Source organism: Glutamicibacter sp. AOP5-A2-18 (assembly GCF_052446055.1).
Lineage (GTDB): Bacteria > Actinomycetota > Actinomycetes > Actinomycetales > Micrococcaceae > Glutamicibacter.
In genome coordinates, this window is the sequence record NZ_JBQSVW010000001.1 from 2,322,434 (window position 1) to 2,348,976 (window position 26,543).

25 protein-coding genes are annotated in these 26,543 nt (G+C 56.0%); 14 read left to right on the forward strand and 11 right to left on the reverse strand.

Annotated features, from left to right (window positions below; translation table 11 throughout):
• Window positions 1-2 precede the first annotated feature (2 nt).
• Window positions 3-392: an MGMT family protein gene (locus ACT3RW_RS11090; protein ID WP_444613784.1), complete on the reverse strand. Its 390-nt coding sequence runs from the start codon at window positions 390-392 to the stop codon at window positions 3-5.
• An 88-nt stretch (window positions 393-480) separates the two neighbouring features.
• Here ACT3RW_RS11090 and ACT3RW_RS11095 point away from each other — a divergent pair, with 88 nt between their 5' ends.
• The 4 genes from ACT3RW_RS11095 (at window position 481) to ACT3RW_RS11110 (ending at window position 4,032) form a co-directional block, all read left to right on the forward strand.
• Window positions 481-1,164 (forward strand): 3'-5' exonuclease, encoded by a 684-nt coding sequence (locus ACT3RW_RS11095; protein WP_444613785.1) that lies wholly within the window; start codon window positions 481-483, stop codon window positions 1,162-1,164.
• Between the two features lie 246 nt (window positions 1,165-1,410).
• Complete coding sequence (locus ACT3RW_RS11100; RefSeq protein ID WP_444613786.1) at window positions 1,411-2,403, forward strand: methionine ABC transporter ATP-binding protein; 993 nt, start codon at window positions 1,411-1,413, stop codon at window positions 2,401-2,403.
• A gap of 3 nt (window positions 2,404-2,406) precedes the next feature.
• Complete coding sequence (locus ACT3RW_RS11105) at window positions 2,407-3,072, forward strand: methionine ABC transporter permease (protein ID WP_262197367.1); 666 nt, start codon at window positions 2,407-2,409, stop codon at window positions 3,070-3,072.
• Between the two features lie 111 nt (window positions 3,073-3,183).
• Entirely contained in the window at window positions 3,184-4,032 is an 849-nt protein-coding gene (locus tag ACT3RW_RS11110; protein ID WP_444613787.1) for a MetQ/NlpA family ABC transporter substrate-binding protein, read from the forward strand.
• 187 nt (window positions 4,033-4,219) lie between these two features.
• Here the strand turns inward: ACT3RW_RS11110 and hemL are convergent, their stop codons facing one another.
• The 8 genes from hemL to hemE all read right to left on the reverse strand — a co-directional run bounded on the left by hemL (window position 4,220) and on the right by hemE (window position 13,032).
• A complete protein-coding gene (gene hemL, locus ACT3RW_RS11115) occupies window positions 4,220-5,527 on the reverse strand; it encodes a glutamate-1-semialdehyde 2,1-aminomutase (protein WP_444613788.1) in 1,308 nt (435 codons plus the stop codon).
• Window positions 5,528-5,532: 5 nt separating this feature from the next.
• On the reverse strand, window positions 5,533-6,516 hold the full coding sequence (hemB, locus tag ACT3RW_RS11120) for a porphobilinogen synthase (RefSeq protein ID WP_444613789.1): 984 nt from the start codon (window positions 6,514-6,516) through the stop codon (window positions 5,533-5,535).
• Window positions 6,517-6,536: 20 nt separating this feature from the next.
• Window positions 6,537-7,355: a uroporphyrinogen-III synthase gene (locus ACT3RW_RS11125; protein ID WP_444613790.1), complete on the reverse strand. Its 819-nt coding sequence runs from the start codon at window positions 7,353-7,355 to the stop codon at window positions 6,537-6,539.
• Between the two features lie 10 nt (window positions 7,356-7,365).
• Window positions 7,366-8,340, reverse strand: a complete 975-nt coding sequence (hemC, locus tag ACT3RW_RS11130) for a hydroxymethylbilane synthase (RefSeq protein WP_444613791.1) — start codon at window positions 8,338-8,340, stop codon at window positions 7,366-7,368.
• Window positions 8,337-9,542: a ferrochelatase gene (locus ACT3RW_RS11135; protein WP_131088624.1), complete on the reverse strand. Its 1,206-nt coding sequence runs from the start codon at window positions 9,540-9,542 to the stop codon at window positions 8,337-8,339. The genes hemC and ACT3RW_RS11135 overlap by 4 nt, the downstream gene beginning before the upstream one ends.
• Window positions 9,539-10,225, reverse strand: a complete 687-nt coding sequence (gene hemQ / locus ACT3RW_RS11140; protein WP_444614637.1) for a hydrogen peroxide-dependent heme synthase — start codon at window positions 10,223-10,225, stop codon at window positions 9,539-9,541. The genes ACT3RW_RS11135 and hemQ overlap by 4 nt, the downstream gene beginning before the upstream one ends.
• Before the next feature lie 97 nt (window positions 10,226-10,322).
• A complete protein-coding gene (hemG, locus tag ACT3RW_RS11145; RefSeq protein WP_165477280.1) occupies window positions 10,323-11,879 on the reverse strand; it encodes a protoporphyrinogen oxidase in 1,557 nt (518 codons plus the stop codon).
• A 97-nt stretch (window positions 11,880-11,976) separates the two neighbouring features.
• Window positions 11,977-13,032 (reverse strand): uroporphyrinogen decarboxylase, encoded by a 1,056-nt coding sequence (gene hemE / locus ACT3RW_RS11150; RefSeq protein ID WP_444613792.1) that lies wholly within the window; start codon window positions 13,030-13,032, stop codon window positions 11,977-11,979.
• Between the two features lie 146 nt (window positions 13,033-13,178).
• On the opposite strand from hemE, the gene ACT3RW_RS11155 reads away from it, so the two are divergent.
• The 6 genes from ACT3RW_RS11155 to ACT3RW_RS11180 all read left to right on the forward strand — a co-directional run bounded on the left by ACT3RW_RS11155 (window position 13,179) and on the right by ACT3RW_RS11180 (window position 19,980).
• Window positions 13,179-14,519 carry a glutamyl-tRNA reductase gene (locus ACT3RW_RS11155; protein ID WP_444613793.1) on the forward strand — a complete coding sequence of 447 codons (1,341 nt, stop codon included), beginning with the start codon at window positions 13,179-13,181 and terminating at the stop codon, window positions 14,517-14,519.
• 137 nt (window positions 14,520-14,656) lie between these two features.
• Complete coding sequence (locus tag ACT3RW_RS11160; protein ID WP_444613794.1) at window positions 14,657-15,280, forward strand: TetR/AcrR family transcriptional regulator; 624 nt, start codon at window positions 14,657-14,659, stop codon at window positions 15,278-15,280.
• Between the two features lie 64 nt (window positions 15,281-15,344).
• Window positions 15,345-15,566: a DUF3107 domain-containing protein gene (locus ACT3RW_RS11165; RefSeq protein ID WP_444613795.1), complete on the forward strand. Its 222-nt coding sequence runs from the start codon at window positions 15,345-15,347 to the stop codon at window positions 15,564-15,566.
• Window positions 15,567-15,687: 121 nt separating this feature from the next.
• Window positions 15,688-17,139 (forward strand): RNB domain-containing ribonuclease, encoded by a 1,452-nt coding sequence (locus tag ACT3RW_RS11170; RefSeq protein ID WP_444613796.1) that lies wholly within the window; start codon window positions 15,688-15,690, stop codon window positions 17,137-17,139.
• A 252-nt stretch (window positions 17,140-17,391) separates the two neighbouring features.
• Window positions 17,392-19,017: a DEAD/DEAH box helicase gene (locus tag ACT3RW_RS11175; protein ID WP_444613797.1), complete on the forward strand. Its 1,626-nt coding sequence runs from the start codon at window positions 17,392-17,394 to the stop codon at window positions 19,015-19,017.
• Between the two features lie 78 nt (window positions 19,018-19,095).
• Window positions 19,096-19,980 (forward strand): DNA-methyltransferase, encoded by an 885-nt coding sequence (locus ACT3RW_RS11180; protein WP_444614638.1) that lies wholly within the window; start codon window positions 19,096-19,098, stop codon window positions 19,978-19,980.
• On the opposite strand, the gene ACT3RW_RS11185 is transcribed toward ACT3RW_RS11180, so the two are convergent.
• The gene (locus ACT3RW_RS11185; protein ID WP_444613798.1) at window positions 19,965-20,810 is read right to left on the reverse strand and encodes a PHP domain-containing protein; all 846 of its coding nucleotides are present in this window, start codon (window positions 20,808-20,810) and stop codon (window positions 19,965-19,967) included. The two genes, ACT3RW_RS11180 and ACT3RW_RS11185, sit on opposite strands and share 16 nt — an antisense overlap.
• Window positions 20,811-20,875: 65 nt before the next feature.
• Between ACT3RW_RS11185 and ACT3RW_RS11190 the strand changes: the two genes are divergently transcribed.
• Window positions 20,876-22,423, forward strand: coding sequence for an aminopeptidase P family protein (locus ACT3RW_RS11190; RefSeq protein WP_444613799.1), 1,548 nt, complete (start codon window positions 20,876-20,878; stop codon window positions 22,421-22,423).
• 89 nt (window positions 22,424-22,512) lie between these two features.
• Here ACT3RW_RS11190 and ACT3RW_RS11195 read toward each other — a convergent pair whose 3' ends face one another.
• Window positions 22,513-23,397 carry a general stress protein gene (locus ACT3RW_RS11195; protein ID WP_444613800.1) on the reverse strand — a complete coding sequence of 295 codons (885 nt, stop codon included), beginning with the start codon at window positions 23,395-23,397 and terminating at the stop codon, window positions 22,513-22,515.
• Window positions 23,398-23,529: 132 nt separating this feature from the next.
• Between ACT3RW_RS11195 and ACT3RW_RS11200 the strand changes: the two genes are divergently transcribed.
• From ACT3RW_RS11200 to ACT3RW_RS11210, 3 genes are read left to right on the forward strand one after another with little or no spacing between them, the layout of a single operon-like run.
• Window positions 23,530-24,780, forward strand: a complete 1,251-nt coding sequence (locus ACT3RW_RS11200; protein WP_131088635.1) for a magnesium transporter MgtE N-terminal domain-containing protein — start codon at window positions 23,530-23,532, stop codon at window positions 24,778-24,780.
• A gap of 42 nt (window positions 24,781-24,822) precedes the next feature.
• Complete coding sequence (locus tag ACT3RW_RS11205) at window positions 24,823-25,437, forward strand: DUF1003 domain-containing protein (protein WP_444613801.1); 615 nt, start codon at window positions 24,823-24,825, stop codon at window positions 25,435-25,437.
• A complete protein-coding gene (locus ACT3RW_RS11210) occupies window positions 25,434-26,537 on the forward strand; it encodes an Mrp/NBP35 family ATP-binding protein (RefSeq protein WP_444613802.1) in 1,104 nt (367 codons plus the stop codon). Before ACT3RW_RS11205 ends, ACT3RW_RS11210 begins: the two co-directional genes overlap by 4 nt.
• Window positions 26,538-26,543 lie beyond the last annotated feature (6 nt).

Genomic DNA, 26,543 nt, shown 5'->3' on the forward strand with positions numbered 1-26,543 from the left:
GGTTACAGTTCATCATCCATTTCCGACATTTTGGCGTTGCCCAACGACGATCTGAGGATATCTATTTGATCCCAGGCAGCGGGGGTTGGGTTCCACCGGAACTTATTCATATCCACTTTTTTCTCTGGAAGCGCCAGCTTTTCTTCATTCCAATGTTCCCGCGCAACAGACATCAACGGATCCGCGATACTTCCGTTAGCCCTCAAAACACGCCACCAAGGCGTTCCGCCAGGGGCCAGCGCCATCGCCTTGCCTACCTGGCGAGGCCCACCACTGCCGAGCAGCTCGGCAACATCGCCGTAGCTCAGAACTGCACCCGCGGGAATCAATCGGGCCAGCTGATGGACCGCCTCGCCATATTCCATTGGTTCCTGAACTCCAGCTTCATTCATAGTCCTATTCTGCCAACTAGCTGCCGTTGATCCACAACATGCGCGTGTGGCCGCTGCTGTGTCCTTCTCAGCCTGTAGCGTTGTGCCTATGAATGAATGGCACAAGGGCCTTGCAATTGGCTTTGACTTGGAAACTACCGGTGTTGATACAAACACTGCGCGGATCGTTACAGCATCAGTGGTGCTCTTAGATGCGCAGAGCAACGTGGTTAACCGTCGTGAGTGGTTAGTTAATCCTGAAGTCGAGATCCCGGAAGCTGCCACTGCGGTTCACGGTATTTCCACTGAAAAGGCTCGCGCTGAGGGTGCACCTGCTAAGCAGTCTGTTCAAGAAATCATCCAGCTGTTGTCTTTCGCTTCCGAGCAGTCACCGATCGTCGCTTTTAACGCGTCCTATGATTTTTCGGTTCTTTACAATGAGGCCCTGCGTCATGATCTGCCACCGTTCTTCCCGGGCAACGTCATTGACCCGTTCATCATCGATAAGCAGGTTGATAAGTTCCGCAAGGGCAAGCGCACATTGACGGCAGCCTGCGAGTTCTACGGTGTTGTTCTAGAAAACGCGCACACTTCGTTGGCTGACGCTGTTGCCTGTGTAGAGGTAGCCCGACAGATTGGTGAGCGCTACCCACAGCTGCATGTTGACCCGCAGGTGCTTCACGGATGGCAAATTGGTTGGGCTCGCGAGCAGGCGGAAAGCTTCCAAACTTACTTGCGCAAGACCAAGCCTGAAGCCGTTGTGGACGGCGCGTGGCCCATCATGGAGGGGTAACTCACACACAAAACAAGCGCCTGTGCCTGATGTCACAGATACTTTAGGCGCCAATGCGTCACTTCGCGGAAGTCGATAGTTCATCTTCTGTCACAATTCGAAGAACAATCTTCGAGATGTCAACCTTTATGACCCTCGACTAAGAATCTTGAGGCGATTTTCGGCCCTATTCGGGCGATTTAGTTCGATGGTGGTTGAATGGAGGGTACTCTCTCTACCCATTTGAGAACTGAAGGAACCCGCCTAGTGATCACAGTTAGTGACCTGCGCAAGGTCTACCAGCAGGGCAGCAAAGATGTTGTTGCCCTTGATGGTGTCAGCCTTGAAGTCCCCACCGGGAAGATTCATGGCATCGTCGGACATTCAGGGGCTGGCAAGTCCACCCTTGTTCGCTGTTTGACCCTGCTTGACCAACCAACCTCTGGCACCGTAGCTGTCAACGGACAAGAACTGACCAACGTCAGTTCAAACGAGCTGCGCAATGCTCGCCGTCGCATCGGCATGGTCTTCCAGCACGCCAATCTTTTTGACTCGCGCACGACCGAGCAAAACGTTGCCTACCCACTGGAATTGGTTGGAACCCCCAAGGACCAGGTTGCTGCCAAGGTAGCTGAACTACTGGAACTAGTTGGTTTGACTCAGTTTGCTAAGGCGTACCCATCACAGCTTTCCGGCGGTCAACGCCAGCGTGTAGGTATTGCCCGCGCACTGACGACCGACCCCGACGTTTTGCTCTGCGATGAGCCAACGAGCGCCCTGGATCCTAAGACCACGGATGAGATTCTTGAACTGGTCAAAGAGCTCCGCGACCGTTTGAACATCACCGTTCTGATCATCACCCACGAAATGCACGTGGTAAAGCAGGCCTGTGACTCCGTCTCGCTGCTAGAACGCGGCAAGATTGTTGAAACCGGCTCCATTGAGCAGGTCATCACCAACGCCACCGGAAACCTCGCCTCGACGCTACTTCCCCTGCCAGGCGATGCACCACGCGCAGAAGGATCCGGCCCGGTTCTGGACTTGCTCTACACCGGTCAGCAGGCCACTGAGCCCGTCATTTCTTCTGTAGCTCGCCAGTTCAACACTGATGTAAACGTGTTGGCCGGTTCTGTAGAACAGCTTGGTGAACAGCAGTACGCGCACCTGCGCTTGCAGTTGCACGCTGATGCGGACTTGGACGCCATCGTGAACCATTTGACCTCCAACGGCATCGCCGTAACCGTGAAGGGAGCCAAGTAGATCATGGATTTCTTTACTCCAACAGTCCTCAAGGCCATGGGCACCGCCACCGTTGAAACGCTTGAGATGGTTGTTATCTCCGGTGTCATCACCATCGTTATTGGCCTAGTTCTCGGCATTCTGCTTCACGTCACTGGCAAGGGCGGATTGACTCCAATTCGCTGGATGAACGTCGTACTTTCCGGAATCATCATCAACATCACCCGCTCGATTCCATTCGCCATTCTCATGGTGTCCTTGATTCCGTTCTCCGCCTTGGTGGTTGGCACCTCGATTGGCCCAATCGCCGCCTCGGTTTCACTGACCATCGGTACTATTCCGTTCTTCGCCCGTCTAGTGGAAACCGCCCTTCGCGACGTTTCCTCCGGCAAGGTTGATGCAGCGCTGGTCATGGGTTCTACAAAAATGCAGACCATCCGCAAGGTACTGGTTCCCGAAGCCATGCCAGGCATCATCGCAGCGGTTACAACAACCGTAGTGACGCTGATTGGTTACTCTGCAATGGCCGGTTTGGTCGGCGGTGGCGGTTTGGGTCGCATGGCTTACACCTACGGCTACACCCGCTACAACATGCCAATCATGATCACCACGATCATCGTTATCGTCATCATGGTGCAGCTTGTACAGATCATTGGCGACTTGATTGCCCGCAAAGTCGATCACCGCTAAAACAAATAAAGACTTCCATCGGTCTACCGGTGGAGCCGTGGACTATGTCATGACACGGCAATCCTCACTCGCAACCGAGCCCCACGGCTCCAACTCAAAGGAAGACAAGTTATGCGTAAAAAGCTCACACTTGCAATCACCGGCATTGCCACCGCATTTGCACTCACCGCTTGCGGTAGCAGCTCACCATCAGCTGATGCGAATGCAACCTTGGACCCAGCAAAGCCTGTCACCATCAAGGTAGGCGCCAGCCCAGTTCCACAGGCTGACATTCTTCGCTTCGTTGATGAGAACCTAGCCAAGGATGCTGGCATCGACCTGGACGTCGTTGAATACGACGATTATGTTCTGCCTAACACTTCGCTAGAAGATGGATCGCTGGACGCCAACTACTTCCAGACCGAGGCATACCTGAAGACTGAAACCGAAGAAAAGGGCTACAAGTTCGTCCACGGTGCCGGTATCCACGTAGAGCCAATGACCGTCTTCTCGAAGCAGTTCAAGGATCCTAAGGAAGTTACCGAGGGCACCACCGTTCTGCTGAACAACGACCCAGTAAACCAGATCCGCGGCATGCGTGTTCTGGAAACGGCTGGCCTGCTCAAGAACATCGCTGATGACGATTCAATCCTCACCGTCCAGGACGACAAGGAAAAGAACCCTCTGTCTCTCAAGCTCAAGGATGCCAACGCTGAGCAGGTAGTTCAGTACTACAAGAGCGACAAGTCCATCGGCGTTGCTGTGATCAACGGTAACTTCATCGTTCAGGCAAAGCTGAACAAGGATGAGATGCTAGCTCAGGAATCCGGCGACAACAACCCAAACGCTAACTTCCTGACCTGGCGTGAAGGTGAAGATACCGCCGCCATCAAGAAGCTTGAAGAGCTTTTGCACTCCGATGAGGTTCGCGCCTACATCAAGAAGACTTGGACCGACGGCAGCGTCATCCCAGCTTTCTAATCCCCACTTTTGACGAGGAGCACCGCTCCTAGTTCGAAGCATTCCACAGCCCGAGTTCCTCACGGAACTCGGGCTGTTTTGCGTTCCGGAAGAATCTATGATCAGAAGATTTCAGGGCACAAGAAAGCCCGGGGCAGGCGGCACCAGAAAATATGGTTCCGCCTGCCCCGGGCTCTATTACTCGCGTTTAGGCCTTCGCCGCGGCAGCAGCCTTGGCTGCTGCTGGAAGGGCTGCAAAGATCTTCTCCATTGCAGCATCATCGTGAGCTGCCGAGACGAACCATGCTTCGAAGACACTTGGTGGCAGGTAAACGCCTGAGTCAAGCATGGAGTGGAAGAACGGCGCGTAGCGGAAGACTTCCTGGGCCTGTGCATCAGCGTAGTTGTGCACGCCGTTTTCGGCCGTGCCGAACGCAACCGAGAACAACGTTCCGGCACGCTGGATCGAGTGGTTCAGGCCCTCGGCGTTGAACGCCTCGGTGATAGCTGCCTGCAATGCATCAGACTGCTTGGTCAGGTGCGCGTAGACCTCTTCGGTCGCATTGCTCAACTGCGCAATACCAGCAGCCATAGCTACAGGGTTGCCCGAGAGCGTGCCAGCCTGGTATACCGGACCCAGTGGCGCCAAGTAGTCCATGACGTCGGCACGACCGCCGAGCGCAGCAGTAGGAAGGCCACCGCCGATGACCTTACCGAAGGTGTAGAGGTCTGCGGCCCAGCCCTCGACCTTTCCGGTCAAGCCCCAGTAGCCCGAGGAAGAAGCACGGAAACCGGTGAGCACTTCATCAACGATGAGCAGTGCGCCATGCTTGGCGGTGGTTTCCTTCAGGAACTTGTTAAAGCCCTCTTCAGGGGTCACCACACCCATGTTGCATGGAGCTGATTCGGTAATGACCGCAGCGATGTTGGCACCATGTTCAGCGAACGCAGCTTCAATGGCGGTGCGATCGTTGTATGGCAGCACGAGGGTTTCTGCGGCGGTGGCCGCGGTAACCCCAGCGGAACCTGGCAAGGCCAAGGTTGCCAGTCCGGAACCTGCATCAGCCAGCAGGCCGTCCAGGTGTCCGTGGTAGCAACCGGAGAACTTGATGATCAGGTCACGACCGGTGTAGCCACGAGCCAAACGAACCGCGGTCATGGTGGCCTCGGTACCGGTAGAAACCATGCGCACACGGTCTACACCGCCCATCCGTGACTTGATCAGCTGACCGAGCTTGGCCTCATCCGGGGTGGACGCGCCAAAGGACAGACCATGATCAACGGCAGCGTGTACCGCAGCTTGGATTTCTGGGTGCGAGTGGCCGAGCAAGGCTGGACCCCACGAGCAGACCAGGTCAACATATTCCTTGCCATCAGCATCGGTGAGGTAAGCGCCCTTGGCGCCAACCATAAATGGTGGAATGCCGCCGACTGAACCGAAGGCACGTACTGGCGAGTTCACGCCACCAGGCATGACCTCGCGGGCCTCGGCGAAGAGCTGTTCTGAGTTAGACATCAGTCTTACTTACCTTCCTTAAGCCAGCCGGCGACTTCGGCTGCGTAGTATGTGAGAATCTGTTGGGCACCGGCACGCTTGATGGAAAGCAAAGACTCAAGAACGGCGCCCTTGCGATCGATCCAGCCATTGGCAGCGGCAGCTTCGATCATCGCGTACTCACCGGAAATTTGGTAAGCGGAAACCGGCACTGGGGAGAAATCTGCAATATCGCGCACGATATCCAGGTAGCTCATGGCTGGCTTGACCATGATCATGTCAGCGCCCTCGGCGATGTCCAGCTCTGCCTCGATGACGGCTTCGCTTCGGTTGGCGCTGTCCATCTGGTAAGTACGGCGATCACCAACCAGCTGGGAGTCTACGGCTTCACGGAATGGACCGTAAAAAGCGCTGGCGTACTTGGCGCTGTAAGCCAACAGTGCGATGTCCTGGCGTCCAGCAGCATCAAGGGCCTGGCGGATCACACCGATCTGACCGTCCATCATGCCCGATGGAGCCAGAATGTGGGCACCAGCCTCGGCCTGGGCCAAGGCCATCTGCGCGTAAATGTCCAACGTTGCATCGTTGTCCACCTGCCCATTGGCGTCAAGGACACCGCAGTGGCCGTGCGAGGTGAACTCATCTAGGCACACATCGGACATGACCAATAGTTCGTCGCCAACCTCGGCGCGGACCGCAGCAATACCCTGATTCAAGATCCCCTGGGGGTCGATTCCGGCAGATCCGGTTTCGTCGCGTTCTTCAGGGATGCCAAAGAGCATAATTCCACCCAGGCCGCGTTCTGCCGCGTCATTGGCAGCAGCCTTCAGCGAGTCCATGGAGTGCTGAACAACGCCGGGCATGGAGCTGATTTCGTTTGGCTTGCTAAATCCTTCACGAACGAAGGCTGGCAAAATCAGCTGTCGAGCGGACAGCTCATTTTCAGCCACCAAACGGCGCATGGCTGGATTCTGCCGCAATCGGCGAGGACGGTGCTCAGGGAAACCCATAGCTCTACTTTCTGTCTTGACTACTTACTATCTGCAGCTTCGGTCGTACCGTTGAGCAGCAGCAAATCTTTGGCCGCGTCGGCTAGGCCACGCGGGGTCGGCTGGGTGGCGATCGCGTGCACCGGGATGGATGCTCGGGCCATAGCCTTGGCCGTGGGCTGACCGATGGCAATGGTTCGCAGCTTCTGTGGCAGCGCGCCAGCAACAAGTTCTGCGAAGCGTTTTGCCACCGAGGGAGCCGAGAAAACGACCAGATCCATCAGTTCCAGTTTCTCACTGATCGCCTCAGCCTGCAGAATATTTAGCCCCTGGGTAGGCACCGATGAATCTACCGGTACTCCCCCGCTGCCCGCGGCAACGTTGCGGTAGGCTTCAAATTCATCCACGCTCACCGGTAGCAAGGCAAGCGCGTCCGCCAAGGTGGAGCTGGCCAAGTCCCCGTGCGGGTAGCACAGGTGTGCATCAGTTTCAGGCTGCCATTCGTCTCGCATCCCTGCCGCTGACTGCAGTGTGGGCTGAAAATCTACTTCTCGCCCCCAGAGCTCGCTAATGGCAAGGCTGGTTTTTTCACCCACCGAAGCGATACGCAGACTTGCCGGTAAGCGCTGCTCCCCGATCAATTGATCAACAACTCGCACCGTATTCACGCTGGTAACAACCAACCACTGATACTTACCGGCCAGCAGTTGCTCGCTCATGCGCACTAGCTCCGTGCGATCTGTTGGCCAGATAGTATCGATCAGCTGGGCACACCACGAAGTGATACCCAGCTGTTCAAATTCCTGCACCGTAGCTTCGGCTCGTGCCGGGTTACGCAGGATTAGGGCGTGATAGGTCATGAGCGGGTGTTCAGGCCAAACCGGCAACGACGGCAGCGCCGTCAGCAATCATGGATTCGGCCAGGTCTCGGCCAAGCTGCACAGCGGAGTTGATGGAGTCGGCGGCAGTACGAGCACTACGGCGCATCACTTCAGATCCATCGGGGTTGCAGGCCACCGCTTCGAGCACCAGCTCGGCACCATCTACATGCGCCAGCGCGCCAATGGGTGCGGCGCATCCTGCTTCTAGCGTGGAAAGCAAGGAACGTTCGGCGACAACCTGCATTCGGGTATGAAGATCATCAAACGATTCCAGGGCCTGATCCAAGGCTTGGTGGCCGCTACCAGTGCTACGCACTTCCAGTGCCAAGGCACCCTGGCCCGGGGCAGGCAACATGATCGAGGGATCTAGGTACTCGGTGATGTAGCTTTCCAGCCCGAGTCGACGCATTCCGGCGGCGGCCAAAATGACCGCATCCAAATCACCCTGGGTGCTTCGGCCAACGCTGCCGTCATCCAAGGTCTCGCCGATGCCTTTGACCCGACCCAAACGGGTAGGGACGTTACCGCGGATATCAACAATCTGCAGGTCGCTACGGTAGGCCAAGAGCTGGGCTGCTCGGCGTGGAGAACCGGTGCCTACCTTGGCGCCCTGCGGCAAATCATCCAAGCCCAGTGAGTCATGGGAGCACAGTGCGTCTCGAACATCTTCACGGGCCGGGATGCAGGCCAGAACCAAGCCCTCAGGTTGCGCTGTCGGCAAGTCCTTGAGTGAGTGGACGGCTAGGTCGCATCCGGAATCCAGTAGACGTTGGCGCAAAGCGGCGGCAAAGACGCCGGTACCACCAAGGGTTGCCAGCGATCCGGTCACTACGTCACCCTCGGTTTTCACCAGAACGGTCTGCACTTCAAGACCAGAAATTTCGGCGAGCTTCTGCGCAGCCCAACCGGTCTGGGTGGTGGCCAACGCACTACCGCGAGTACCTACTCGGAACGATTCGCTCATGATTGTGGCACTCCAACTTCAGAGTCAACGGCGGCAATAGTTGGCCGCAACGTTCCGTCCAAGGCCCGCTTTTCGCAGCAGCCTGGGCGGCAGACATCAAACCATGGACCGCCCTGAACCACCGAGGCACGACCAGCCCGGCGTGCCTTGCCATCTTCGCCGAGCAGACGCTCTTCAATCAGGTCAACCAAACCGGAAACAAAAGGTTGCTGGGTACCCGGGGTGGCCACACGATCAAAGGCCAGACCCAGCTGAGCGCAGGTGTCCTTGGCTTCGGTATCTAGATCCCAAAGCACTTCCATATGATCAGAGATAAACCCGATCGGTACAACAACAACACCGCCGACACCGGCAGCAGCATCCTCTTCCAGTGCGTCATTGATATCCGGTTCCAGCCACGGCATGTGCGGCGCACCCGAACGAGACTGGTACACCAACGAGTAGTCCAATCCCTTGGCTTCTTCAACCTGGGAAAGAATGTACTGCGCGACGGCCCGGTGCTGCGCGGTGTAGAGATTTTCGCTGTTTGCTTCGCGAATTTCTTTCGGACCAGCAGCCTGCGCATCCCCCATCGGAATGGAGTGGGTGACAAAAACGATCTTCACTGGCTTGTCAGTTTTTCCAGCCTCAGCAAGCTGAGCCTGAACCTTAGCCAAAGAAATCCGCAAGCTCTGAACAAAAGGCTCAACAAAAGCGGGAGTATCAAAGAACTGACGGATCTTATCAACTTCAACCACGCCGTCTAGGCCCGTGGCCAGCAGCCCCATGCCAAGGTCTTCGCGGTACTGTCGGCAGGCCGAGTACCCTGAGTAGGCGCCGGTGCCGAGCATCAGAACTTTGCGGTGACCATCGTCGGCCAGCTGCTGCAAAGTGTCGTTTACAAACGGGTGCCAGTTACGGTTACCCCAGTACACCGGCAGGTTGATGCCACGGGATGCCAGCTCGGCTTCCAGCGCGGCCTTCAACTCACGGTTTTGTCCGTTGATCGGTGAGACACCACCATTTTTGCGGTAGTGAACTGCCACCTCTTCAAGGCGTTCATCCGGGATACCTCGGCCTCCGGTGACGTTGCGCAAAAATGGCAGCACATCGTCTTGGCCTTCTGGCCCACCAAAGGAGGCGAGTAGCAAAGCATCATACGCTTTAGGAATCATCTGACCGTTCTGGTCGAATCCCTGGCGCGGATCAAAACTCTGGCTCACTTTAATACCTCAAGCACGTCGGCAGCAGAGATCTTCCGTCCGGTGTAGAACGGGGTTTCTTCACGTACGTGGTGACGGGCTTCGGTGTAGCGCAGGTGACGCATCATATCGACAAGGTCGATCATGTCATCGGCTTCGAGGCAAATCTGCCACTCGTAGTCACCGAAGGAGAACGCAGCGACGGTGTTGGCCAGAACGTTAGGGAATTCGCGGCCTAGGATGCCGTGGTCACGAAGCATTTTGCCACGTTCGGCTGGGTCCATGGTGTACCAGTCGGTGGAACGAACAAACGGGTAAACCGTCATCCATTCCTTGGCGCGGATGCCGCGGGCGAAAGCTGGAGAGTGGTTCTTAGCAAATTCTGCTTCGCGGTGCACAGCCATGGTGGAGTACACAATTTTTGTGCCTTCCAGTAGCGCGGAGCGACGGATCTTGCGCAGCGAAGCCTGAAGCAGCTCGGCAGATGGGCCGTGGACCCACACCATGATGTCAGCGTCTTCGCGCATGGCCGAGACGTCGTAGATGCCTCGCACGATGGCACCTTCGGTGGCCAGCTCTGCGATCAGCGCATCAAACTCGTTTGCTGCGCCTTCGCTGCGCTCAACGATTTCGGAACGCTTAAAGATGGTCCAGAGCGTGTAGAAGAAAGTTGGGTTTTCTCCCGCATTCGTGCGTTCGTTCATGACGGGCGAATTGTGCTCGGGTGCGTTGCTCACGTGATGTTCTCCTTGTTCTGCGGATCTTTTCATGGATGATGAATCCAAAATTCTTGCTGAAGTCTTAGCGGGCGCTGATGGCCACCGCGCGGCGTGCTTGAGAGATCACTCGGGCTAGGCCCGTACCGGAAATCCAGGCACCAACCACATCAAGCCCGACCAATGGTGCCAGCGCTTGTTCAAGGTCGACTCGACGCTGCACTGCGGCTTCACCTTGCAAAGGCACCATGTCGCTGAAGCGCGAGACGAAACTTCCTAAGACATCATCCCGATGCAATTGAACACCGAGAATCTTTGAAGCGTCTTTGATAGCTAACTCGATCAATGCTTCGTCATTGCCGGATTCAACCACCGGCTCAGACTCACCGATACGACCGAAGGACAGTCGAACCACGTGGGTTCCAGGGCCAGCTTCATTTGCGAGCCAAGGCCACTTCGCAGTGGAATGGGTCAGCGCTTTGGCGGTCAGTGGAGCGTTCTTATTGACCAGCACTCCCGAACCACGCGGTGCATCATCCAGTTCAGGCTTGTCCACCACCAAAATTGCTAGCGCAATGGAATTGGACGTGTCCTCAGCACTAATTTGTGCCTCGGAAGCCAGCAGCGGGTTAATCAGCTCTAAGGCAGGTGCAGCCGGTGTGGCAATGACGACCCGCTCTGCCTGAATTTCTTGGCCAAGGCTAGTTACCGTATAGGGGATCTGGGCATGAGCGTCGTAACTGACGGCAGTGACTGGCGAATTACGAACCAGCGTTGCCCCGGAGTCTTCTAGTTGCTTCACGAGTGACTCAACGAGGGTAAACATTCCACCCTCAAGTCCGCCCACGCGTGAACCTGCAGGAGCTGAAGCCTGCAATTTAGCTACCGCGCGGGCCAACGATCCGGTTTCCTGCATCGCTTGGCGCAGGCCAGGGGCGGCAGCGTCAATAGAGATCTGAGCCGGGTCGGTGGAGTAAACGCCATTAATCACCGGCGAGACCAGCAGGTCCAAAACCGCTTGCCCCATACGGGTGCGCACTACTTCAGCCACTGAAAGTTTTTGGGTAGCCCACTTTTTGCTCATTGGCGTGATCAGGTCAGCAGCCGCACGGACTGTGCCGGCGCGACCAATAATGTTGCGCACAGCATCGGTGCGTACATCCGCAGGGATGCCAAGTAGGGCAGTGGCAGGCATTGGGTGTGCCACGATCTCTTGCTCGTCCCCCTGAATCAACCAGGCTGACTGGCCCGAGGTCTGAGCGATTTTTTCACTCAGGTCCAATTCATCTAGGTAGGCGGCAACCGTACCCTGACGTACCGCAAAGGATTCTGCGCCGGCATCAATTTTCAGTCCGGCTACGTCGGTGGTTCGCATGCTGCCGCCAAAGCTGTCATTGGCTTCTAAGACGGTGACTGCGTATCCGGTTTGACGAAGATCTCGGGCAGCGACCAGGCCTGCGATGCCACCGCCGATAACTACCGCGTGTGCTGCCTTCGGCTTAGCCTCATCGGTGGCAGTGCGTTTGTTATGTCGGGTTTCATTGGCTTTGCGTACTTTTTCTAGCAACCGCAAAGCGTGGGCAGGCGACTGCGAAGAGATCTCTGAACGCTCTACAGAAGCTGGCGATGATTCCTTGCTCACGTACTTAGCACCTTCTACCTTCACACATTGAAGCGGTTGCCTTGGACCGGGATTACGCACAAGCCCAAGGCACTACTCCCAGCTTAGACCCGTTGAATTACAGCGAGTGAATGAGCTCTACCACTTTGCTCAGCACAGTTGGATCCGTAGTTGGCGGAACACCATGGCCCAGGTTCACTACGTGTCCACGGGCCTGCTTTCCAGCTTCAACAACTTCACGCACGTGCGCTTCAAGCACTTCCCATGGAGCGGTCAGCAGTGCAGGGTCGATATTGCCCTGAACCGAAACGCCTTGGCCCAACCGTTCGATCGCGGTATCCAGTGGAATGCGGTAATCCACGCCCACGGTGTCAACGCCAATATCGCGCATAGCGCTTAGCAGTTCCCCGGTGCCGGTGCCGAAGTGAATCAATGGCACACCCAAGTCACGAACGAAATCCAAAGCCTGCGACGAATAAGGCGCGACGAACTTTTCATAGTCAGGCAATGACAAGGAACCTGCCCACGAATCAAATAGCTGAGCCGCAGAAGCCCCGGCTTCAACCTGTGCACGCAAGAACTTGCCTGAAGCGTCGGCAGCCCAACGCATCAGTCCATCCCAAACCTCTGGGTCCGAGTGCATCATGGTGCGTGGACCCAAGTGGTCGCGGCTTGGCTTGCCTTCAACCATGTAGGCGGCCACGGTAAATGGTGCGCCGGCAAAACCGATCAATGGCGTGGAGCCTAATTCAGCAACGGTCAGGCGCACAGCTTCACGAATTGGTTCCAAGGACTCTTCGGTGAGTTCTGGAAGTGCTGCGACCTGTTCCGCGGTGCGAATAGGAGTATCTAGTACCGGGCCAACGCCTGGCACGATGTCTACACCGATTCCAGCCAAGCGCAGTGGAATGACAATATCGGAGAAGAAGATTCCGGCGTCAACCTTGTGTCGGCGTACCGGTTGCAGGGTGATTTCGCTGGCCATTGCTGGGTCCAGGCATGAATCAAGCATGCTCACGCCGTCACGCAACTTCAGGTATTCCGGCAGGGAACGCCCCGCTTGGCGCATGAACCACACTGGATGGTGCGACGGAGTTTTGCCCGTCAAAGCTTGGATCAAAGCGGAATCTTGGGTACGTCCATCGAGCATCGGATGGTTCTGCGACAGGGTCATACTCTAATTCTGCCAAGTCTTGAGATTAAAGCCCATTCGGGAGGTCCGCAAGCAGCCGAAGGTGAGCAACCTAACCCACCCAAAGGGCCCGATTTAGGCACGCCTGCGTTGTTTGCTCGGTCGTTCCGTCCTATTCTGGGGACACTGTGGTTTTCTTATCTCTTGTCGCTTCGCATTCGCAGCTCGATCTTGAGACCGTCGCGCAAATTAGCGCTTCGGCCGACGGGCTGGCAGCTGCCTCCGTTAACGGTTCGGCGGCCATCAATGGTGCCGTCGTTCTAGCAACCTGCAACCGTTTCGAGGTGTATGCGGACGTTTCCCACGTGGATGACGCCACCGATCACTTGGTGAACGCACTGGCAGAAAGCACTAGCCTCTCCCCCGACTTCTTGGCCCGCCACCTCACCAGTCTGGAAGGTGAACCGGTCATCGAGCACCTCTTCTCCGTGGGCGCTGGCTTGGACTCGGCCGTTGTTGGCGAACGCGAAATCGCCGGCCAGGTGCGTCGAGCGCTGACCCAAGCGCAAACCGAAAAGACCACCACAAGCAACCTCAACCGCTTGTTCCAGAATGCAACCCGAGCAGCCAAGGATGTCGGCTCGAATACGGATCTGGGAACTCAGGGCAAGTCCGTAGTATCGGTGGCACTGGATCTAGCTGAAGAGCTGATGTCCGGAGATCGCGATTGGTCCGAACAGGACGTTGTGCTTTTCGGCACCGGTTCATACGCCGGAGCAACCATGGCTCTACTGAAGGAACGTGGCGTCAAGCGCGTTTCTGTTTACTCGCATTCGGGCCGCGCCGCTGACTTCACGGCTAAGCGTGGAGGATTCCCGCTCAGCGATGAACTTCTGCCCCAGGCACTGCGTGAAGCCGACGTGATTGTTGGTTGTTCCGGTGGCGGACACCAGATCTCGCGTGCAGAGCTAGAAACATTACGTGTGAAAAACCATCCGTTGATCGCTATCGACATGGCTCTAACTCATGACTTTGATCCAACTTTGGTTGAGCTGGCAGACGCAGAACTGATTACCCTTGAATCGGTCCGCATGGCTGCTCCCACCGAGCAGGCTATGGCGGTACACGCCGCTAGTCGCATCGTAAAGAAAGCCACCACCGAATTTGCTACAGCTCAGCGTGAGCGTGAAGCAGATTTCGCGATTGTGGCCCTGCGCCAGCACACCAAGGCCGTCCTTGATCAGGAAATCGCCAAGGTTCGCGCACAGCATGGTTGTACTGCAGCTGCTGAAGAAGTAGAGATGGCAATGCGTCGTATGGTCCGCCAGCTTCTGCATGTTCCGACCGTACGAGCCCGCGAATTAGCTGGCGAAGGACGCACCGACGAATACGTCTCAGCGTTGGAGACCCTGTACGGATTAGAGCTATCCGAGCCACAGGTTAGTCCACTGGCTGAGGTACCGCCGGTCCCAAGTACCGCGAGCCCGGTTGCGAGTTGCCCGGTCACCGAAGAATCAAAATCCGCATAATTAATCCTCGTTTCTTGATTTATAGTTCTGCATTCCAAGTCAAAGCATGGAATACTACTTTCAAGTAGATCACTGCGCTCAATTTCCAGATTGAATCGGCGGTGCATCGCGCAGCAGCTGGAAAGGCCGGATTCGACATGACGGAACTTGAAAATAGCAAAGGTGCCCGCTCCCAGCGGATGCCCCGTGAAGCACGGCGCCGACAGCTATTGCAGGCCGCCCATCAAGTTTTTGTTGCCCACGGGTACCACGGCGCTTCCATGGACGAAATCGCTGAAGTGGCACTCGTATCCAAACCAGTGCTGTACCAACACTTCCCCGGTAAGCGCGAGCTCTACCTAGCTTTGTTGGATTCTCACTTAGCCGACTTCAGCAAGAAGCTCGAAGAAGCCATCAGCTCCACCACCGATAACCGTCAGCGCGTGTTTGCCACCATCAACACGTACTACAGCTACATCAAGGGCGAATCTCAGGCCTACCGTCTCATTTTTGAATCCGATGTATTGTCTGATCAGCTGATTGCCGGACGTATCGAACGCTTCAACAATAAGCTCGCTGCGTCTATCGCCCGCGTTGTTGTGCAGGACACCGACATGAGCGAGGCTGAAGGCCTGCTTGCCGGTCGAGCCTTGGCTGGCCTATCGCAAGTTTCTGCTCGTTATTGGGCTTCCACCGGTGATGCGGTGGACCAAGAAACCGCCGTAGATCTCATCTCGCGTTTAGCTTGGCGCGGAATTTCACAGTTCCCCAAAGAAAACTAGCTAAATTAGTCTTCAGAGGACCCATACGGGACACCTAAATCGTTTGAGAGGATCAGCGACAATCATGGAAATCCGCATTGGCATTCAGAATGTAACCCGCGAAGTTGTACTTGAATCCGAGCTCAGCAACGCAGAAGTGAACGAGCAAGTCGCTAAGGCCATCGCCGATGGCACCGTCTTGGCACTTAAGGATCCAAAGGGCCGCGAGGTTTTGCTGCCTTCTGCTGGCATCGCTTACGTTGAGATCGGCCCAGAAGAAGTTCGCCGCGTCGGCTTCGGTCAGTAGAACACAAATTATTCAAGGCGCTTGACGCCTGTCGAAGAATGGCTGGTTTCCCGTTGACGGGACACCGGCCATTTTTTTCGAAATAGTGTCTTAGTTCACTGTGTTGTGATAATGCTAAGGGGTGACTCAACCACGTATCCGCAGCCCACGTCCAGTACCGACCAAAGACTTGGCCGAGCTGTTGCTCGGAATTGAAACCGAGTTTGAAGTTCCCGCGCCCTTTGATCAGCAGACACTCACTGCAGCCGAGACGGCCGTGGCCGACTTGGAACTGCCAGAGCGCGACGCCACCGACATGCCATTTTTCACCATCGACCCCGAAGGTGCCACGGATCTAGACCAGGCAATGTATCTGGAAAAGAACGAAGCTGGCTACGTGGTGAACTATGCCATCGCGGATGTACCGGCGTTTGTTAAATTGGGCAGCAAGCTCGATGAGGTAGCACGCCAACGTGGACAGACTTACTATCTTCCTCACCGTAAGATCTCTTTGCATCCACCATTGATCTCTGAAGATCAAGGCTCATTATTACCTGATCAGGTTCGCCCCGCCTTCCACTGGAGAATAACCCTTGATACTCAGGGCGCGCTTGGCGAGATTGAGCTGAGCCGGGTACGCATCAGATCCCGCGCGCAGTTGGACTACGTTTCCGCCCAAAAGAGCCTCGACGAATCTTCCGGGAACGAACAGCTAGAGTTACTGGCCGAAATTGGCGCCCTGCGCACCAAGCAGGAACAGCTACGCGGCGGCGCATCACTGACCCTGCCTGATCAAGAAGTCGAGGCGACGGACGATGGCTACAAGCTGGTGAGCCGAGTTCCTCTGCCTTTGGAAGATCACAACGCCCAGATCTCCTTGTTGACTGGCATTGCCGCAGCCCGGCTGATGCTCGATGCCGGCGTCGGAATCCTTCGCATCATGCCTGCCCCCGAGGACAAAGCGTTAGCGGACTTCCGCACACAAACCCAGCTCCTAGGTCATCCATGGGATCAGAGCATCAGCTATGGCCAATACCTGCACACCCTAGATGTCAGCGACCCACAACAACTGGTGATTATGCACCGCGCAGCATCACTGTTCCGTGGGGCCGACTACCAAGTTATTAATGGTCAGCCCGAAACCGACCTCGTTCAGGCCGCTTTGGCTGCGCCCTACGCACATACCACCGCACCGCTGCGACGCTTGGTGGACCGCTTTGTACTGCTCACCTGCAGCTTGTTGACCTCAAATCAGGGCATTCCTGATGAGCTGAAAACCGCTCTGGACCAGCTTCCAGAACTGATGCAATCAAGCTCCGCTTCGGCCAACAAGGTCAACAAGGCTGCGCTGGATCTGATGGAAGCAATACTTCTACAAAACCGAATTGGGGAAGAATTCCAAGCCATCGTGGTGCAAAGTGCACGCAGCGGCGAAGGGAAATCTGCCGAAGGACAACTACAGCTCGTGCAATTGCCGGTCACCGGTAGTTTCACCGGGGACGGCGAACCGGGAACCTTGGTCACCGCAAAGTTGGTCCAGGCTGATCCCACACAACGAAAGATTAGCTTTGAAATCGCGGCCCAAAACTCCTAACCCAAGGTTTTTGACTAAAACCCGTTATGCTTGGGCTATTAGAAAATAGGATGCCCGATCGCAATGGGCTGAGAAATAAAACAGTATCTTGGTGGCTTCCCAGCGGTCACCATTCCCTAGGTGAATGAGATTCTCCTAGGCGAAACGACGCGATCGGCTCCGCTGGAATAGCACAGCACGATGAACCCACGGCAGAAAATGCCGAGGAATCACTCCGTAGCTGGGCCCACATGAAACGAGAATATTAATATCGTGACTGACACGACTCTGACGGCAGAAGCTGCCGAACCACAAGACCCACAGACCATCGAAGAGCCAGCAAAGCAGAACTTTGCAGACCTCAAGGTCCGTTCAGACATTGTCGCTTCCCTTTCGGAAGCCGGGATCGAGTATCCCTTCCCCATTCAGTCGCTGACCCTTCCGGTGGCTCTGGGCGGAAATGACATCATTGGCCAGGCAAAGACCGGTACCGGTAAGACCCTTGGCTTTGGTATCCCTGCATTGCAGCGCGTGATCCGTGAAGGCGACAAAGGCTACGAGAATCTTGAATTCCCAGGTGCCCCGCAGGCACTGATCGTCGCCCCAACTCGTGAACTGGCTATCCAGGTCGGCGCCGACCTCGCTCAGGCATCAAAGCACTCCAACATTTCCATCACCACCATCTATGGCGGTCGCCCTTACGAAGAGCAGATCAATGCTCTGAAGGCCGGCACCGACGTGATTGTTGGTACCCCAGGTCGACTCATTGACCTGAACCGTCAGCGCGTACTGAACCTCAAGCAGGTTCGCACCGTTGTTTTGGATGAGGCCGACGAAATGCTGGACTTGGGCTTCCTGCCCGACGTAGAGCGCATCTTGGCTGCGTTGCCTCCGGTACGCCAGGCAATGCTGTTCTCGGCCACCATGCCAGGCGCTGTGATCACCATGGCACGGCGCTACATGACCCGTCCAACACATATTCGTGCCCAGGATCCAGGAGACGACGATTCGCTGACCAAGCGCAACATCCGTCAGCTGGTCTACCGCGCACACAACATGGACAAGGACGAGATGGTGGCCCGCCTGCTTCAGGCTGAAGGCCGTGGCAAGTCCATCATCTTCACGCAGACTAAGCGTTCGGCTGCTCGACTTTCTGATGAGCTGGTAGACCGTGGTTTTAATGCCGGTTCTTTGCATGGTGACCTTGGTCAGGGTGCTCGCGAACAGGCGCTGAAGGCGTTCCGTTCAGGCAAGATTGAAATTCTGGTTGCTACCGATGTTGCTGCCCGCGGTATCGACGTTGATGACGTCACCCACGTGGTCAACTTGCAGTGCCCAGATGACGAGAACACTTACCTTCACCGTGTTGGTCGTACCGGCCGTGCTGGCAACACCGGCACCGCGGTAACTTTTGTTGACTGGGATTCGGTTCCTCGTTGGTCCTTGATCAACAAGGCACTGGGACTGAACGTTCCAGAGCCAGTGGAGACCTACTCGTCTTCTCCTCACTTCTTCACGGATCTGGACATTCCTAAGGGAACCAAGGGCCGTTTGCCACGCGCAAAGAAGGCTGCCCCTGCAGAGGTCGAAGGTTCGGAGCGTCGTGAAGATTCACAGCGCACTCCTCGCCGTCGCAACAACTCGCGCTCCCGTACCCGCACCGTTAACGGTCAGAAGACCGAACAGCGCGCCGGTCAGGAAGCCGTTGGCGAGCAGGAGAATTCACGCCACGGCCACTCCAAGGGCAAGCAGGACCGTCCAGCACGTGAGAACGAGCGGCATCGCGAATCGCACCAGCCAAATGCTTCAGCTGAGGCCGGCGCGGATGCATCAGCACAGGAACCTCGCCGCCGTTCGCGTCGTCGTACCCGTAGCACCGATGCAGGCGGACAGGACTAGTTTCTAGTCCCACCAGTTCGTTCGTTCTTCCGAAAGGAACCTAAGCCAGCGGTGCTTGCTCAACCCGAAGAATCAGCAATACCTGAAACCGGAGCTGATGATGATTCATCATCGTCAGCTCCGGCGTCAGCCAATACCGTGTACCACGGCGACAATCTAAGCATTCTCTCGGCTTTGCCAGATGAAAGCTTCACCTTGATCTACGTGGATCCTCCATTCAACACCGGACGTAAACAGACTCGTGCCCAGCGCACGATGGTCCGTGCTGCCGAAGGTGAAGGTGACCGTACCGGTTTCCAAGGTCGTGCCTACAGCACCGAACTTGGTGCTGCGCGTTCTTACCAGGACACCTTTGACGATTACCTCAGCTTCATTGAGCCAAGGCTTCGTCAGGCGCACCGTCTGCTCACCCAAGATGGCACCTTGTATGTGCACCTCGATTACCGCGAGGTCCACTACGTCAAGGTTCTACTCGATGAGATTTTTGGTCGCGACAGCTTCTTGAACGAACTCATTTGGGCCTACGATTACGGAGCCCGCGCCAAGAACCGTTGGCCGGCTAAGCATGACACCATTTTGGTGTATGTGAAGGATCCAAAGAAGTATCACTTTGATTCTTCAGAAGTAGACCGTGAACCGTACATGGCTCCCGGCTTGGTCACTCCCGAAAAGCGAGCTTTGGGCAAGCTGCCTACCGACGTTTGGTGGCACACCATCGTTTCGCCAACAGGCAAGGAAAAAACCGGATACCCAACACAAAAGCCTGAAGGTATTTTGCGTCGAGTAGTTTCGGCATCTTCACGCCCAGGCGACTGGGTATTGGACTTCTTTGCCGGTTCTGGAACGACCGGAGCGGTAGCTGCAAAGCTGGGACGAAAGTTTGTCTTGGTAGATCAGAATTCGGAAGCAATCGACGTGATGCGTTCACGCTTGCCCGAGTCGACTACCTATACCGAGGCCTGAGTTCCACTGCTTTCCTGAATAATACGTTGCAACATTTCCGGCTCGGTGACATTCTCACCTAGCCGGTTTAGTTTCCCGGTTCCGTGATAATCCGAGGAACCGGTGATGATCAAGTTCTTTTTGGCAGCAAGGTCAAGCAACCATTCCTTGCCTTCTTCACTGTTGTCTCGGTGATGAATTTCCACCCCACCCAGACCGGCGTCGATCATTTCGTAGAACGTTGAGTTGGGTACGGTCCGTCCACGCAGCGAGGCTTTCGGGTGGGCAAACACGGGGACTCCCCCGGCTTCACGGACAAGTTTGACCGCTTCGGCCGGACGTACTGCGGGGTGGGCAACATAGTATTTGGAACGCGAAGACAAGATATTAGCGAAGGCCTCATTGCGATTCTCTGACACCCCTGCAGCGACCAGAGCATCAGCAATATGCGGACGGCCAATGGTTGCGCCCGGTTGGCAATGCTCATTGACCAAATCCCAACTCACCGGGTAGTCCTCAGCCAGACGTTCAACAATGCGCTGCGCACGAATGATGCGAGCGTCACGCGATAATTCCAGCTCATCTAGCAGTGGCTGATAGGTGGGGTCATGCAAATAACTAAGCAAATGCACGCTAATCCCGTTGGGGTCCTGGCAGGTAATTTCCATGCCAGGAATGAAACCGACACCCAGTTCCTTTGCCGTTTCGGCAGCCGGCGCCCAACCAGTGGTTTGATCATGGTCGGTCAACGCCACCACATCTAGTCCAGCGGTGGCAGCAGAACGGATCAAATCGGAAGGAGTTTGAGTTCCGTCTGACACGTTGGAGTGGGTGTGCAGGTCAATTCGCATATTCCTAGATTATCCTTTGCGCTGATTCTTTGCTGGGAAAGCTGAGTTGGTGACACACTTGGATTATGACCAATCAAGAATCACCTGCCACAGGCACAAATCAGCCGTTGGAAGACCGAGTGAACAACCGTTCCCAGCGTCCAACGTCCAAGGCATTCCAAGAATTCATGGCCTCCTCGTGGGCAACTGACACGTCGCAGCTGCCAGAACAGGATGCCGCTGCACCGTTTGCTGTGACCCGCCGTTCCAAGCTTTCGGAAAACTTTGTTGGTGAGCGTCTCGTCATTCCTGCTGGCCCATTGAAGGTCCGCTCCAATGACACCGACTACCGCTTCCGCCCACATTCGGCCTTCGCTCACCTGACCGGTCTCGGTGTTGACCATGAACCAGATGCAGTTTTGGTTATGGAACCAACCGATGACGGCGCTGGCGAACACGGCAGCAATCACGTTTCCACGTTGTACTTCGCCCCGATGGCTGGACGCGACACCACCGATTTCTACCTGAACTCCCGCTCCGGCGAGTTCTGGGTCGGTCCGCGCCCAACACTGTCGTCCCTCTCGGCACGCACCGGTTTGCCAACAGATTCCCTGGAACAGCTAGAAATGGCCGTTACCAAGAATGCTGGCCCGCAGGCGCTAGGTGGTATCCGCATTCGCTTGGTCCGCGAAGTCGACATGAACATGGATGCTCTCGTTGATACTTCACGGATGAACACTGCACAGGATCTAGAGGCCAGCGATGCACTAGATACCGAGCTTTCCGAGTTTGTCTCTGAAATACGTCTGATCAAGGATGAGCACGAAATCGCTGAACTGCGCGGTTCGGTTGCAGCGACCATCAATGGTTTTGAAGATGTTGTACGCAACTTGGATAAGGCTATTGAACACGAGCGTGGTGAGCGTGTTGTTGAAGGTGCGTTCTTTGCACGTGCTCGTCTCGAGGGCAATGAACTGGGCTACGACACCATCGCGGCCTCGGGCAATAACGCCACGATCCTGCACTGGATCCGCAACACCGGTACTGTCTCCCCGGGAGAAGTTCTGTTGCTGGATGCAGGTGTCGAAGCAGAATCCCTGTACACCGCAGACATCACCCGCTCGTTGCCAGTGTCCGGTCAGTACACCGAGGTTCAGCGCAAGGTTTACCAGGCCGTTCTAGATGCCGCCGATGCAGCGTTTGCTGCGGTCAAGCCAGGTCTGAAGTTCCGCGATCTGCATTTGATCGCCACCCGTGTTCTGGCCGAACGTCTCTCAGAGTGGGGCATCTTGCCTGTCTCGGTAGAAGAAGCCATGAGCCAAGAAGGTCAGCATCACCGTCGTTGGATGCCACACGGCACCAGCCACCACTTGGGGCTAGACGTTCACGACTGTGCTCAGGCTCGCGCCGAGCTGTACCTGGACGCAGAACTCAAGGAAGGCATGGTCTTCACCATCGAACCTGGCCTGTACTTCAAGGACGAGGATCTTGCGATCCCTGAAGAGTTCCGCGGTTTGGGTGTGCGCATTGAAGACGACATTCTTGTCACCGCTGATGGTGCCGAGAACTTGAGCGCTGCTTTGCCTCGAAACCCAGAGGACGTTGAGTCATGGATGGCCAAGCTGCGCGGCTAATCTAGGCAGACAATGCTTAAAACTGAAGGTCTCGGTGTCATTGCAATGAGCAATGACACCGAGACCTTCAGTGTTTTTGTTCTAAGTTTTTAGGCTTCCGACTCGTCGTCCTTGGCCCGGTGCTGCGAACCTTGTGAAGGATTGATCGTCGGTTCAACCGCTGAAAGATCTTCATCGTTCTCGGCTTCAGAAGCCTTATTCTGTGCTGATGAATCTTCGGCCGGCTTGGTGGCAGGCTCTTCGGCCGCCGCTGACTTTGGCTCGTTCACGCGCACACCGTAGCGTGGGCGTCCATCAGGCAAGTCCGGGAACTGACCCTTGCGTGCATCAGTTGCTTCTGCGGTATCTGGAGCCTGCGTTGGGTTTGGCTGGGTAGTAGTAGCCACCGGCGCCTGCTGCTGAACCTGGGTTGGTGCGTGGTGCGTGCCGGGTGCTTGCTGCGAGCCAGGCTGCTGTGCCCCTGGCTGCTGCGCGTTACCCTGTTGCGGACGCATAGGAAGTTTCGAAGCCAGTGCGCGAGCGGCTTGTGCCTGCTCGAAGTCCACCACCACGTCAAAGCTGGTAGCAACAAACTGGCTGGAGGAGGCAAAATCGCGCTTTCCGCGACGAGTTGAGTAGCTCACCACACCGGCCACCATCCAGATGGCCATGCCCAGACCGATGGAGGAAAGGATCTGGTAAAGACCGTTTCCGCCGCCGCCGAATAGCGAAAGTAGCAGGCCGACAAACAGGCCCATCATGCCACCCTGGGCGGCACCAGCAAGCGCCACCTTTGGGTAAGAAAGCTTTGCGGTCACTCGCTCGACAGTACGTACGTCATTACCGACAATGCTCACCGAAGCAACGGGAAAATCATTGTCTGCTAAGTAATCAACGAGCTTCTGCGCGTCGAGGTAGCTGGTGTAACGTCCAAGCAGTTCTCCGCGAGGCAAACCGTTGGGGCTGATCGAATTTACTCTATGAGGCGAGGTCATATCTATATTGTGCACAGGTTTACTGTGAGCCTGCCTAGTTGTGAAGTAACTATCGCTGACGGTGAAAGAAACAGTGGCTATCCTGTGGCTTTGCACACCGCGATGACCAGTGGGACACGATAGTCTAGAGAGGTGAGCGCACCAGTGTCTAAAATCTTCGTCGCCCGACTTCTCGGGCTTGATGTCTTCGACCCCTTGGGCGACCGCTTGGGCCGACTACGCGATGTTGTCGTCGTTTCCCGCGGCCCGCAGAAGGCCGCTGCTTGTGTTGGTCTGGTGGTCGAGGTACCCGGCAAGCGTCGAGTCTTTGTACCGATGACTCGCATCCAGTCGATGGAAGCCAACCAGGTGATTTGTTCTGGTCTGGTAAATATGCGCCGCTTCCAACAGCGTGGCCAAGAAATCCTTGTTGTCGCCGAAATGTTTGACCGCACCATCACCTTTGTTGATGGATCCGGTCGCGGTGTTATTGAAGATATTGGATTGGCCCAGACCCGTCGTGGGGATTGGGAAATCAATGAATACTACGTACAGCGCGGCGTACCTACGTCTTCACTGCTGGGCCTACGCTCGCGCAAGCGTGACAAGGTACTAGTTTCCTGGCAGGACCTGCGCCACGGCTCCCAAGAAGAACCACAGTCAGCCGACACGTTCGTGGCCACCCACGATGAGATGAAACCCGCTGACTTCGCCGACGCTCTTCATGAAATGAATGAAAAGCGTCGTCTAGAAATTGCTGCGCACCTGCAAGATGAGCGCCTTGCGGACGTGCTTCAGGAATTGCCAGACCGTGAGCAGGTTGAGATCCTTTCAGCCCTCGGCCTTGAACGCGCTGCAGACGTGCTTGAAGAGATGGACCCTGACGACGCAGCCGACTTGTTGGCCGGTGTTTCTGAGGAAACCAAACATCAGCTCTTGGATCTGATGAACGAGGATGAAGCGAAGGACGTTCGCCGTCTGTTGGCCTACCCCGAAGGTACTGCCGGTTCGGTCATGACCCCGGTTCCAGTCATCTTGACTCCGGAGTCGACTGTGGCTGAAGCTCTGGCCTCCGTCCGTTTAGAAGAGCTGAGTCCAGCGTTGGCTTCCACTGTGTATGTGGTGCGCCCTCCCCTGGAGACTCCCACTGGACGATATTTGGGACAGGTTCACATTCAGGCGCTCTTGCGCGCAGCACCACCCGAACCATTGGGCGACATCCTTGATACTGAGCTTGAATCCATGTCGGATCTCGCCGATATCTCGGAAGTCGTCAGGCATTTAGCCACGTATAACCTCACCAGTGTGGGTGTGACCAATAAAGAGGGCCGGCTCGTTGGAGCCATCACCGTCGATGACATTTTGGATCACATCCTTCCCGATGATTGGCGCTCTCAGGACTAAACGAGCACCATCAACAGACAGATCAGCAGAGGAGTTCCAGCTATGGCTGAGCAGCGTAAAACTAATGGCCTGGACACCCCACTAGCAGCACGACAACGATTCTGGCCGAAATTCTCCCCTAACCCGGATCTTTTCGGTTCTGTCACTGAGAAATTTGCCCGCTTTATGGGTACGCCTCAGTTCTTGCTGTACATGACGGTGTTCTGTGCCTTCTGGCTGATTTGGAACTCCGTGGCGCCACAAAGTTGGCGCTTTGATGACTCAACGATCGGTTTCACCGCGTTGACGCTGATGCTCTCCTTGCAGGCTTCCTACGCCGCTCCCCTGCTGCTGTTGGCACAGAATCGCCAAGATGACCGTGACCGTGTGTCCTTGACCGAAGACCGCGCCCGTGCAGAGCGCAACCTCTACGACACCGAGTACCTCACCCGCGAGCTGGCTTCGTTGCGTCTGGCTCTTCGCGACGTCGCAACCCGTGACTATGTGCGTTCAGAACTTCGCAACGTCCTAGAAGAACTGCTCGAAACCACCGAAGGCGAAGAGTTGCACCTGCGCGCTAAGAAAAAGGGCAGCGGCAAGAGTTCCTCCCCACAGACCGGACTAATGGATTCGGTCAACGCCCCACAGTCACAGAATCGGAAGAACAACAGCAAGTGAGCAATTCGCCAGAACTTCTTGCGGCCCTAGCGAAGGTCAACGACCCAGAGTTACGTCGTCCCATCACCGAGCTTGATATGGTACAAAGCGCTCAGCTTGTGGGCAGCACAGCAGAGGTCACCATCTTGTTGACCATCGAAGGCTGCCCGATGCGTTCCACCATTGAGCAAGAAGTAAGCTCCGCGTTACTCACCGTGCCTGGAGTTCAGGACGTTAACGTCACCCTCGGCGTCATGGATCCGCAGCAGCGTGCAGACTTGCGCGAGCGCCTAGCTAGTCGACGCACCCCCTTTTCTGATCCGCAGTCACTGACCCGAGTTATCGCCGTAGCCAGCGGCAAGGGAGGCGTTGGAAAGTCCTCAATCACCGCAAACCTTGCAACACAGTTGGCCTCTCAGGGTTTAAAGGTCGGCCTGATTGATGCTGATATTCATGGCTTCTCTATCCCCTCTTTGATGGGGATTACGCAGAACCCTACCCGGATGGATGACATGATCCTGCCGCCGGTAGCTCACGGTGTGAAAGTCATTTCTATCGGCATGTTTTTGGATTCGAACCAGCCTGTTATTTGGCGTGGTCCAATGCTTCACCGTGCCTTGGAACAGTTCCTGTCCGATGTGTACTTCGGCGACCTAGACTACTTGTTCTTGGATTTGCCTCCCGGCACCGGGGACATGGCAATCTCTGTTTCGCAGCTTTTGCCTAACAGTGAGCTGTTGGTTATCACCACTCCGCAGTCCACCGCCACCGAGGTTGCTGAGCGCGCGGGAACCATTGCCTTGCAGACTAATCAAAAGGTGATCGGTGTTGTCGAAAACATGAGCTTCCTGCAGTTGCCAGATGGCACGCGCATGGAAGTATTTGGCTCCGGTGGTGGCGCGAAGCTTAGCCAGTCACTGACCAGTCAGTTGGGTTACGACGTTGATTTGTTGGCGCAAATTCCCTTGGAGGAATCGGTACGTCTGGGTTCTGACCAAGGCAAGCCGGTGGTGCTCAGCGACGCCCAATCACCAGCGGCTACAGCCCTGAATGATTTGGTCAACAAACTAGTACAGCGACCGCGCGGACTAGCCGGGCGATCGCTGCCAATGTCGTTCTAGCTCGAA

Coding starts and splice junctions, on each gene's coding strand:
- hemE (WP_444613792.1), bottom strand. CDS start 13,032: ATGACCCTGTCGCAGAACCATCCGATGCTCGATGGACGTACCCAAGAT.
- ACT3RW_RS11125 (WP_444613790.1), bottom strand. CDS start 7,355: ATGACCTATCACGCCCTAATCCTGCGTAACCCGGCACGAGCCGAAGCT.
- ACT3RW_RS11185 (WP_444613798.1), bottom strand. CDS start 20,810: ATGCGAATTGACCTGCACACCCACTCCAACGTGTCAGACGGAACTCAA.
- ACT3RW_RS11110 (WP_444613787.1), top strand. CDS start 3,184: ATGCGTAAAAAGCTCACACTTGCAATCACCGGCATTGCCACCGCATTT.
- ACT3RW_RS11160 (WP_444613794.1), top strand. CDS start 14,657: ATGACGGAACTTGAAAATAGCAAAGGTGCCCGCTCCCAGCGGATGCCC.
- ACT3RW_RS11190 (WP_444613799.1), top strand. CDS start 20,876: ATGACCAATCAAGAATCACCTGCCACAGGCACAAATCAGCCGTTGGAA.
- hemB (WP_444613789.1), bottom strand. CDS start 6,516: ATGGGTTTCCCTGAGCACCGTCCTCGCCGATTGCGGCAGAATCCAGCC.
- hemL (WP_444613788.1), bottom strand. CDS start 5,527: ATGTCTAACTCAGAACAGCTCTTCGCCGAGGCCCGCGAGGTCATGCCT.
- ACT3RW_RS11090 (WP_444613784.1), bottom strand. CDS start 392: ATGAATGAAGCTGGAGTTCAGGAACCAATGGAATATGGCGAGGCGGTC.
- ACT3RW_RS11205 (WP_444613801.1), top strand. CDS start 24,823: ATGGCTGAGCAGCGTAAAACTAATGGCCTGGACACCCCACTAGCAGCA.
- ACT3RW_RS11165 (WP_444613795.1), top strand. CDS start 15,345: ATGGAAATCCGCATTGGCATTCAGAATGTAACCCGCGAAGTTGTACTT.
- hemQ (WP_444614637.1), bottom strand. CDS start 10,225: ATGAACGAACGCACGAATGCGGGAGAAAACCCAACTTTCTTCTACACG.
- ACT3RW_RS11095 (WP_444613785.1), top strand. CDS start 481: ATGAATGAATGGCACAAGGGCCTTGCAATTGGCTTTGACTTGGAAACT.
- ACT3RW_RS11105 (WP_262197367.1), top strand. CDS start 2,407: ATGGATTTCTTTACTCCAACAGTCCTCAAGGCCATGGGCACCGCCACC.
- ACT3RW_RS11195 (WP_444613800.1), bottom strand. CDS start 23,397: ATGACCTCGCCTCATAGAGTAAATTCGATCAGCCCCAACGGTTTGCCT.
- hemC (WP_444613791.1), bottom strand. CDS start 8,340: ATGAGCGAATCGTTCCGAGTAGGTACTCGCGGTAGTGCGTTGGCCACC.